A 10644-nucleotide genomic window follows, 5' to 3' on the forward strand; every position below is an offset into this window, starting at 1 on the left:
TTTGTGGAACATGTGGATAAGAAAATTGTTTCTTTGCTACATACGGTAAGATCAGAAAATGCCGAAAATAATCCATCCTTAACTGAGGATGAAGCTTTAAGTCACGCACACGAGAAGGAGCCGTTTGGGCAAACATTACAAACATTCATGCAGCTTGAAGGGGAAAGTCTGGTTTTTGCTCAGCGGTATTTAGTGGATGAACGCATCAGTATAACAATGCCAAAGAGCTTTCGGGATATGCCAATTGATGAGCAGCTATTAAAATATCCTTCTCACCATCGCCCAGATTTTATTTTCACTAATGAGGCAGGCACGATTAACTTAACCTTTAAGCATACCGAAAGCCCGTTGCAAATAGAAGAGTTGGAGAACTTTACGGATGAGATGGCTCAGGTGGTAAAACAAACCCAGAAGTTGACCGAATGGTTTGGCCATGAAGTGTTGGAGGTAGGAGAGAATCGAATAGGATACTGCGAATTCATGACGCCAGTATGGAATGCTCGTATGTATAATTTATCTTTTTTTACAGTATTGGAAGGACGGGCGCTAATGTGTGCGTTTAACTGTACGGAAGAAGAAATAGTGAGCTGGAAGCCCGTTGCCCGCAGTATGCTGCTAACATTGAAAATCGAACCCGAGCGAAAGGAAAGTAACTCTTATGACATTAACTAACATTACATATGATCGGCTGCAAATTACACCATTTGAATTGGTGAGTATTCAGGAATTGCGTATGACCAAGCGGTTGAATGAGCATACCCGGCTCTCTTTTACAGCTATTTTACCTGAAGAATTACAGGACAGTTATGTTCAATTGATCGAAGCCGATTCCCCGGTTTGTGTATCACAATTGGATGAGGCAGGAACACCAACACCGCTATTTAACGGAACGGTACTTCATATGGAAGTCAGAGCTGTCCGAGATGTGTATTACCTGGAGGTCGAAGCTATATCACACACGTATAAACTGGATATTCGCAAAAAAGACAGGTCCTTTCAAGATAAAAATATGAAGGTAGAGGAATTGCTGCGGGCTGTAGGTGGGAATTATCCCGGTTTTGACATTATTGATTCGGCTACAGGGGGAGCAGCTTTAGGTCGCATAGCGGTCCAATATCGTGAAACAGATTGGGAGTTCCTAAAGCGGATCGCTTCGCGTTATCATACTTCACTCACGCCTGCCTCTGTGTTTGATGTGCCGAAGTGTTATTTTGGTGTTGAGGAGACCCCGTCAGGACTTGATTTAACGAATTATCATTATACCGTCAGTAAACGAGTTGCGGATTATCGTTATTTTAACGGCAATGATACAGCACATGTAAACGAGCATGATTTTATTGATTATCTGGTTGAGGCGGAGCAAGTTTTGGAGTTAGGCAGCACCGTTACCTTTAAAGGTAAAAGCTTGTACGTGTACAAGGTAGATACTCACATGCAAAAGGGTGTACTGCAGCACGTGTATACCTTAACTTCTCACAAGGGGTTGAGGCACAAGGAAGTCTTTAACGAACAGCTTATCGGTCTGTCTTTACCGGGTAAAGTCATTCAGGTAGAGCGAGATCGTATCAAATTACATTTGAATATAGATGCCGTTCAAGACCCTACGAAGGCCCACTGGTTCACGTATGTTTCTCCTTATACTGCGGAAGGACATAGCGGATGGTACGTGATGCCTGAGTTGGGAGATACCGTGCTACTCTATTTCCCCGCCCATCGGGAAGAAGAAGGCATGGCAAGTACATCTTTGCGCCAAAAGAATCAGAGTGTAGAGCAGCATGCTCTTGCTAATCCCGACATCAAATTATTTCGTACGGCCCACGGTAAGGAAATCAAATTAACTCCCGATGAAATTGTAATCACCAGTAAGGAGGGAACTGTGTATATACAGTTAAATGAGAAAGAGGGTATTCATATTGTAAGCGACAAACAGATTCATTTCTCGGCATTGGGAAATATTTCCATTCATTCTGGTAGTAAAGTGAAAATCACGGCAGGGAATGAAATTCAAATGACGAGCAAAGGCAGCACCGTATCGCTGGGCGGAATGACGAATGTTCTGGGCAGTGAAGTGAAGACGAACTAAGAAAGGAATGAAAGGGGGAATAGAAGAATGGCAAATAAGTCTCATTCCGATAAGGAACCTATTCAAGCTGGACGGGGAAGTAAACAAGGATATGTTGTTGCTGGGGCGATCTTAAGCTGCAGCTTTGGTACGCAACCGACACGTCTCAAACGTCCGTTCAGTCACGGAGTATATGTAAAAGATAAAGCGCAAATGAACGTTACAGATTACTTGCCAGGAACCAATATCAGCAATTTCGGTCGTTGCTCCTGTCCAGCTAATCCAGCGGTCAAAAGCAGTGACATGGTGGATATCTACGGGGTGAAAAAAGCGAACTGTGTTCCGGTCATCACCGGACCCTGGATCGGCGGCAAAAGTGATGTGCTTGTGGAGGGAGAACCAGCCTTGCTGGATCAATGCTCGAATGCGTGCCTATACGGGGGAATGATTCGGATTACAGACGATGGCCAGACGCTGGAGTAAGGAGGTACAAGTTGAATCACACACAAACGATGTTAACGTATACGGAGTTGGAATGTACAGGTCCATATCCTCTTCAAACAATAAGCGAACTGCGTATTGAACGAAAATTAAATGACCATGCCCGGTTAAAGATCAGTGGATGGTTAGATGAAGAGCAGAGAGATCATTACATAGAACAGGATCAGGATAACGAACCGGTCATTATCCGTACCAAAACAGAGAATGGTCAGCCTGAACGCATTTTGTTCCATGGTTTACTGGTCCATGCAGAAACACGGATGGTGCGTGGCATCTATTATGTGGAGCTTGAAGCCGTTTCTCATACGATTCAGTTGGATATCACACCTGTAACGCGGTCTTATCAGGATACCTTAATGCCCTACGGAAATTTGATCAAGCAAATCATTCAGAAGCACAATCAGGCCGATGTTATTGATAACATAACAGATAGTACTATCTTACATGAATTTACTTTACAATATCGAGAGACGGATTGGGCCTTTCTCAAACGGATGGCTTCCCGGTTTGGAACGGTGTTGATCCCAGAGATCTCATTGAATGGACCTAAATTCTGGTTTGGTATGCCTGAGGGGCAGTACGTTGAGATGAAGCATCCGGTTTACCGTACTCGACGTAGTTTTGATCCGAAAAGGACAGCGGAATTCAGCTACATGATGGAGAGTGAAACGCTTGCCAGGCCCGGAGACCTCACGAATTGGAATGGTGAGCAATGGATGGTGGCAGAAGTCACTTCTGAATTGCGGAAAGGGTTGCTATTACACGAATATGAACTGGTTCACGAACAGGGAATTCAGCAAACAGAGATTTTGTGCCCCCACCTCACAGGAGCTTCATTCGAAGGACGTGTAATAGAAGCCAAATCAGGCCGAATCCGTATTCATCTTACAGTGGATGAAAAACAAGACCAGGATAAGGCGTGGTGGTTTCCATATGCCAGCAGTTATACCGCCGAAGGACATAGCGGGTGGTACGTCATGCCGGAACGAGGAGATACAGTATCTGTCCGCTTCCCTACAGAGCAGGAGGCGGATGGATATGCGGCAAGTTCCATACGACAAGGGCGAAGCTCGTCCCCCAAGCTCACTGATCCAGCCACCAAGTATTGGGGGACTCCTCATGGCAAGGCCATCAAGCTGAGTGCCAGTGAATTGAAGGTGACGGCTAAATCGGAACAGGTTCACATTTCAATGAATGGTTCGGGTATTCAGGTCGTCAGTGAACATGAATTGTCATTGTCGGCAGGCAAGACGCTCTCCTTGCATGCAGACGGGGAGCTGAATATTCAAGCTGCCGAGGCTATTTATTTCAAAGCGGGCAGCAGTAGCTTGGTGTTGGATGGGGAAACGGATATACGGTCCGCTAAAGTACAGCTAGAAGGCACGGTTAAAAGATCGGTTTTTGTTGCTGATTTAGCACCGATTTGGGAACCACCACTAATGTCTATGAAAGCTTATGCGGAGGCGCAGGCGGCAAAAAGTGCAGCAAACAGCAGTACAGGGGGAAGCTCCAATTCAAGCGTTACATCGAAAGATGGGGGAGCCGTTAAGTCAGCCGTAAACACTCCAAATTCACCGAAGGCTAGTCTACTCGATGGCGTATTGGGATTAGCCCAGAAAGTATGTGATGTGGCTGCGTCTATTCCTGTATTGGGTGCCATACCGAAAGCAGCAAGTCAAAAAATAGCTTCGATTCGTTCCGAAGTGGCTTCCTCTGGACCGTCATCCATAGTTAAATATGCGGCAGCAGGATTGTCCATGATTGCCAGCGTCCCTTCCCATGGTTGGGGAGTGGTGTTGGGGAAGACGGCCAAGGTTGCTGCTCAAACCTTACATGCACACGCGGAGGAACAGAGAGCCCGTGAACGGCATGCGACGATGGATTTTCTCGGCAAGGTATGGACGAGTGCCAGAGGGTATGGAGAAGTACAATCCATACATGACTTCATCAACTATGTAAAGGGAGTCAATCAGGCTTCCGTACAAGCCTATAGCGATATTCCTTCTGATATACGGGAACGCTGGTATCAAAGAAATGTGGATCAACAGTTTGAAAAGGCGCTGGATGCTTATTATAATAATCAAGATCTCTCCACAGATATAGTCGCATTAATGGAACATCAGCGGCAGACGGACAACCATTTTCGATATAGTGACAGAGCTTTGATGAGTTCCAAGTATCGGGATGATATGAAAGGATACACGACGGAACAGAAGAAATATCTAATTGATTTTCTGAATTCAATTGACGAATATAGAAAAGAGTATGGGCCGTATAGGGAAAGTCCTTTTATGAAAGACCTGGATGAGACTGAGCGGATTGTGCTGAATGAAATCAAAAACTCTGCTTATGAGAGTGTAGAAGCGACATGGGAACGAATACGTAATTTTCCTAATCTAGATATCCGTCAAATGGTGGCCGATAACTTCCAAGCAAAGCAAGACGTAGCAGATAACATCGTTAATGTCATAACGGATCCAGATGCTGCTTATGAAAAAACGATAAACAGATCCAAACAAGAAAATGCCCATTTGTTAGTAGATACAGCATTTGCTTTTATTGTTGGAATGAAAGGAAAGAAGCATTCTAAAGATGACGGTGCTTCACCAGGAGGATCACCTAAAAAGGATGATCATTCTTCTGAGGGGACGGGAAATACTAAAACAGAATCTATACCACCAGAGAAATTATTAGGAATTAAACATGCTAATATGAAGCCCAGAGATGCACTTAATGATTTGATTTCATTAGATATAAGGATAGCTAAAAAAACACAGAATCCAGTACGTAGGCATCTTACCAGGGATGAAAAGAGAATAGCTAATCAGCACTTAAATGATCTTGTAGCCCGCAAAAATGGAGATTCAGCTGCAGCGCAAAGATTATCTGATTTTAGAGATCATCCCCGTGACGATGGATGGAATAGCCTTGATCTCGTCGAAGAAAACACAGGGTCATCGAATAAAATGAGGCTTCTTTATAAGGAAGTAAATGGTGTTATAGAGTGGAAAATTATTCAGAATCATTTATAAATTGAAGTGAAATACCCTTTGATGAAATCAGGGAAAGAGAGAGGGAAGGATATATGGTAAAAAAAATTATGGAGTTGATAACCAACGCTTCAGTAGATGGAGATGATGGTATTTTAGTAGCTGCTTTGAAGTTGCTAAAGAATCAATGTAATTTAGAAGAATTAGAAGGTGACTACTATATTCAGCTTGTTAATATGATTTCTTTAGTTAAGGTGGAAAGCACAAAGGCACTTTTAATTGAGACCATTGTTGAGTCTCCTGATTATGTCACTGGAAATGAATTCTTAGATGAATATGTAGGACTTTTATCACGAGGCGCGACTAACGTTGAGGAAGCAGCAAGATGTTTAGGTGCATTTACCGCTGCGGGCTCTACTAACAATGAAATATTTTTGCAGCTAGCTGAGAACTTAGATCATGAGTTCGCCATCGAAATATTAGTTTCAATGGGCCGCTCTAAATGGGGGGATGTACCTAGCCATCTAGAGTCATTCGCTCGACGGGTTCAAATAGCACAAAGAATAAGATATCGTTCAGCGGTAATTGGAGCTTTCTTGTTAATTGTGCATCCGTTGTGTTCAGAATATGCTCATATCAGTTCGTTATCTTTTGGATATCCATTTACTGAATCTGCTGTGAACGATTGGGCGTGGGTAACTCCAAAAAACACAGAAAAAATAGTAGCAAAGAAAATAGTAACTCCAAAGGAAGCAGATGTATTGGTGAAATTAGGTGGCTTATTACGAAGTAATGTGAATTTAAATTTAAGAGAAACTAAAAAACTTTATGCAGAATTTTTTGAAGATAAGAATCCGTTTGATGTTATTTATACTTTGCCAGAGTAGTTTCAATTTTAGGGGAGGCAGATTGGCAAATCAAGTGCAGCGAATTTTTTGAATGACTTATGAGCCGTTTTCTAAAAATCACACTAGTCTGCAAGATAGAAAGGCACACTTTTGATGACAGGTCACAGCTTTATAGTGTTACTAAAAGATACATGGGATACCTGGCCACAGGGAAGGGGAGTAGATGCTCATTCAACGGTTTTTGAATTATGGCAGTAAGGAAGATTTTTTTGTAAAGGTTAAGGTTGGCATGTTATTTACTAGATCTCTTTAGAAAAGAGCGACGGTATTGACTTTGGCGTAGAATGACGCTTTCGTCGATATCGTCGCTTTTTTAGGTTAAAAAGTGGGCAGTAGAATTAAGCCAACCTCTTTTTAAACTTTTTTTGTTTTTTTCTCCTTTTGAAAAAAACAACTTATAGCAACAAAAAGCGTATGGTATCATTACTAGTGCTTTATTCCGCAAATAAAACGGTTCTTTAGAATCAAACTTTACTTGAGAATTAAGGGAAATGTGGAATGAGGCGAGCTGCTATTAATATCTTCATTTTATGATAGTTATATACGATTAAATAAATTTATTTTTGGAAATCCCCTTTACTTTCCTCCACTTCAGAAGGCAAACTCATTTAGTGAAAACTACCTCAAGGAAATTTTTGATAAATATATGTTATGTATAGCTGAAAAAGCTGTTAATGTGAAAGGGGTGTCAGCTTGTTTAATAGGGTTTATAAAAGCGGGAATTAGTGAAAAAGAAATAATTAAGAAGTTGGAGGAGAATTTAGAGAAAGAACACTTAATAAGTGTTCTTTCAAGAATGTACATCAATTATCTTGCTGATTCTGTAGAAGACAAATCTTACTTAATGAAGGAAGTACAAGGGGCCTATTATATAAGCCAGCGTTCTGGAATCGTCGCTCAATTTTTATTATTAGTGCATCCACACGTTCGGAAATATGCGGGAATAAGTCAGATCACTTTCTTATATGATTCATACAGAGGTGTGTATGAGGATTGCTGGCCAAGAGGGTTACTTCCTAATATGAAAGACACGCTTATTAAGTCAAAGGTGTTGTCATCAAAGGAAGTAAGTATTTTAGAAAAGTTGGATAGGTTAATCAACATACAAGGAGAAGAATTAGACTCGATGGAAGTCAGAAAATTGTATGAAGATTTTTTCGAAGGTAAAGATCCACTTGATGATATGTTCCTGTGGTTAAGCGGATTTAGCCCACCTTATTTAGAAGATGCTGGTTTTGTGGTAAATACCAATTTCGAATGAACCTGTCATTCGACTAATAACACACTGCATTTGCATACTGGTTCGGTGATGACGGGTTGTAATATTTAAAATATTGTAGGAGTTTTGACCATTCCATTTAAGCTTGATACAATAGGATAAACTTAGTGGAGATACTTTAACATAGAATGGTGTGGTCTAAACTTGCAACATGAAAACGAACTTTTGGATGTATGGTTGTCTTTGTCTCACATCCATTCCACTTTAAATGATAAGTTAGAACAAGCTCTGCTACAAAATTATGATTTATCCTTGAAGGAGTTTTATGTGTTGGGTTTTATATCCAATTCCGAGGAAAAAAAATTACGACTGCAGCAACTTCAAGAATTGGTGGGGTTAAGTCAAAGTGCGACATCGAGACTCGTAGTGAGAATGGAAGCCAAAAACTGCGGGGCTTTACAAAGATATACATGCGAGGATGATCGACGAGGTGTGTATACTCGGATTACGGAATTAGGTGAAAATAAATTCCAGCGTGCACTTCAAACCTTTAATCAGGTGTTACAATCAGAACTTCAGAAAGATGGAGTGAAGTCACAATTTCAAAATCTTACGCAAAAGCTATTTTAGACTTTGCAACCTGTGTATATCGTTCTTAGTTTCCTTAGGGTAATATGTGGCTTGAACGTTGTGCCACGAAAGGCTCTTTACAGGGGCTTAGTTTATTACCCTAGACGATTCAATAGAAATGTTATGATTGGAAAGTGAACATTTACATGATTGTGCATGCATGTTTTAATTAAGCTCCCAACCATGTGCGCATAGAAACGCCCTTCCGAAACTCCTCCTCATAAGGAGGAGTTTATCTTCTGGAACCGCCGCCAGCCCCCTTTGCTTAAGAAACTGAGGCCGTATTGCGCTTTTCCTTGGCGTTGCCGCGGTCGCGACGACTTAGCAGAAATCCGACCAGAGATGCCGTGGATTGCTGGAAAATCATCCCGAGTACAACAGGCAGTGCTACCGGGGCCGGGAAATAGGTGATGGCCAGCACAGCTCCCGCGCTAATATTACGCATGCCGCCGTTAAAGACAAGCGCCGTACGGTCTGCATTATTCCACCGCATCAGCCCTGATATCAGATAACCGATCGCATATCCAGTGGAAGCAAGGACGACTATGGATAGGCATACTCCAACAAGCTTGAGATTAAAATCGACCAGATAAGGCGCGATGACAGATCCGTTAATCATGACGACAAGAGCCATAGCCAGCTTGGAGAACGGGCCTAGCCGAGGTCCCCATACCTGCTTGATCTTCCCTTTAGTCCATTCGTTCAATACCATGCCGATTAGCGAAGGAACGACAATCATCCAGAACAGACTCTGCATCATCGCCCAGGTATCGAGATGCACATCCGCTCCGATCAGCAGGGACATGATGCCCGGCACGGCGAATGGGGCCAAAATCGTATCAATTAGAATGATCGCCAATGTCAGCGCCGTGTTGCCTTTATAGATGTTGACCCACACGAAGCTGGAAATACCTGTAGGGATAGCTGCACCAAGAATAAGTCCAGTGATCGTATAAGGATCATTACTGAAAGCCAGATGCCCCAGCATCATGGCGAGAAGCGGCATGGCCAGGTGAAGAATAAACAGACAGGCGATCAGCGGACCAGGATGCTTTATCACATGGACAAAATCCTTAAACCCCATACTGATACTGCCCGCGAAGGTCATGAATGCAAACAGCCAGGGAGAGAGTTCGGTATATTGTGACAACGGCGTACCGATCAGGACGCCAATTAGAATACTGATTGGTGTAATTAGCGGCATAGCTGCATTTAGTCTACGATTCAACGTGAGGAGCATACAAAACTTCCTTTTTTAACCTTAAGTATAGACCTTGCACCCCCGATTCGTAAATGATCTGTGACCTTGCGGCAGCCCGATAGAAGCAAATTTGAACGCTCCTGATGAACATAGATCAACCCTTCAAATTATTTCGATATTCCAAAGGAGAGCAGCCCATTATTTTTTTGAATAGCCTGGAGAAGTAGTAAGGGTCCCTAAAACCGAGTTGTATGCTAATTTCTTTAATAGAAGCATTCGTCAAATCCAAAAGCTGACTGGCCCTCTGTATCTTCATTCTTAAATAGTAATCGACAGGAGAGTAGCCGGTGGATTGCTTGAATATCAAGTTCAGATGCTGCTTGGATACCTGAACATGCCGACTAAGCTCCTCAAGCGAAAGGGTGGATTCCAATTGTTCACTCATATAGCGTGTTGCCTTATCCACATGACTCTGGTACGTACTGTCTTCCTTGCGAAATGCAACCGATACAACAAAGCTCAGCAGATAACGGACCGTTTGCGATACTTGAACTAAATGTATGATGGAGTATGATTTGTTCAGTAAAAGGTCGTAACACTGATGAAATAGCTCCAGTAGTTTGACTTCATCACTGGCGGCCATTGAAATATACGTTTTAAAAGGCTCAAATAATGCCATAAAATCATCAGCTTGGTCCCCTTTAAGATGAAACCAGTAAATCGTCCAAGGATCTCCATCGTCAGCCCCATAAGCATGCGGCATGTCCCTGGGAATGTACGCAAAGCTTCGCTCCGTCATGTCAATCGTTAGGCCATCCTTTGTTCGTATCCAACCTTTTCCGCTGGCACAGTAGATGAATATATGAGAGTCACATCCGTGCATTCTTTCACGAAAATGATGGCGGGCATGGCTGAAGTAGCCTATATCCGTAATATATAGATTTTTTGTAAGCGGATTCATATTTAATTTATCCAGCATATAGGGTGGAAGGACATATAACTTTTCACCCTCAAATCCATCAGCTTTCTTATTCATAATCTATCCATCTCCTAGCCTTAGGCGGCTCTAATGATGAAATACGTATATAGTCCATCATAAACAGTGGATTGTCAATTGTCTGTACTGTCACTTA

Annotated in this window: 9 protein-coding genes; 7 read left to right on the plus strand and 2 right to left on the minus strand. The window is 42.4% G+C overall.

Annotated elements, in window-relative coordinates; translation table 11 throughout:
* Window positions 1-3: 3 nt before the first annotated feature.
* From NSS66_RS17245 to NSS66_RS17275, 7 genes are all read left to right on the plus strand, one after another.
* Window positions 4-672 (plus strand): hypothetical protein, encoded by a 669-nt coding sequence (locus NSS66_RS17245; RefSeq protein ID WP_340959441.1) that lies wholly within the window; start codon window positions 4-6, stop codon window positions 670-672.
* On the plus strand, window positions 659-2083 hold the full coding sequence (locus tag NSS66_RS17250) for a phage baseplate assembly protein V (RefSeq protein ID WP_340959442.1): 1425 nt from the start codon (window positions 659-661) through the stop codon (window positions 2081-2083). The genes NSS66_RS17245 and NSS66_RS17250 overlap by 14 nt, the downstream gene beginning before the upstream one ends.
* 27 nt (window positions 2084-2110) lie before the next feature.
* Window positions 2111-2545 (plus strand): DUF4280 domain-containing protein, encoded by a 435-nt coding sequence (locus tag NSS66_RS17255; protein ID WP_068941311.1) that lies wholly within the window; start codon window positions 2111-2113, stop codon window positions 2543-2545.
* A gap of 11 nt (window positions 2546-2556) precedes the next feature.
* Window positions 2557-5595: a phage baseplate assembly protein V gene (locus tag NSS66_RS17260; RefSeq protein ID WP_076161325.1), complete on the plus strand. Its 3039-nt coding sequence runs from the start codon at window positions 2557-2559 to the stop codon at window positions 5593-5595.
* A gap of 53 nt (window positions 5596-5648) precedes the next feature.
* Window positions 5649-6440, plus strand: coding sequence for a hypothetical protein (locus tag NSS66_RS17265; protein WP_053324574.1), 792 nt, complete (start codon window positions 5649-5651; stop codon window positions 6438-6440).
* A 667-nt stretch (window positions 6441-7107) separates the two neighbouring features.
* Window positions 7108-7722 carry a hypothetical protein gene (locus NSS66_RS17270; protein ID WP_340959447.1) on the plus strand — a complete coding sequence of 205 codons (615 nt, stop codon included), beginning with the start codon at window positions 7108-7110 and terminating at the stop codon, window positions 7720-7722.
* A 162-nt stretch (window positions 7723-7884) separates the two neighbouring features.
* The gene (locus NSS66_RS17275; protein WP_023986869.1) at window positions 7885-8310 is read left to right on the plus strand and encodes a MarR family winged helix-turn-helix transcriptional regulator; all 426 of its coding nucleotides are present in this window, start codon (window positions 7885-7887) and stop codon (window positions 8308-8310) included.
* Between the two features lie 265 nt (window positions 8311-8575).
* Here NSS66_RS17275 and NSS66_RS17280 read toward each other — a convergent pair whose 3' ends face one another.
* The gene (locus tag NSS66_RS17280) at window positions 8576-9550 is read right to left on the minus strand and encodes a bile acid:sodium symporter family protein (protein WP_023986870.1); all 975 of its coding nucleotides are present in this window, start codon (window positions 9548-9550) and stop codon (window positions 8576-8578) included.
* Between the two features lie 115 nt (window positions 9551-9665).
* Window positions 9666-10547 (minus strand): AraC family transcriptional regulator, encoded by an 882-nt coding sequence (locus NSS66_RS17285; protein WP_340959448.1) that lies wholly within the window; start codon window positions 10545-10547, stop codon window positions 9666-9668.
* Window positions 10548-10644 lie beyond the last annotated feature (97 nt).

The organism is Paenibacillus sp. FSL R10-2748 (assembly GCF_038005565.1).
Lineage (GTDB): Bacteria > Bacillota > Bacilli > Paenibacillales > Paenibacillaceae > Paenibacillus > Paenibacillus polymyxa_B.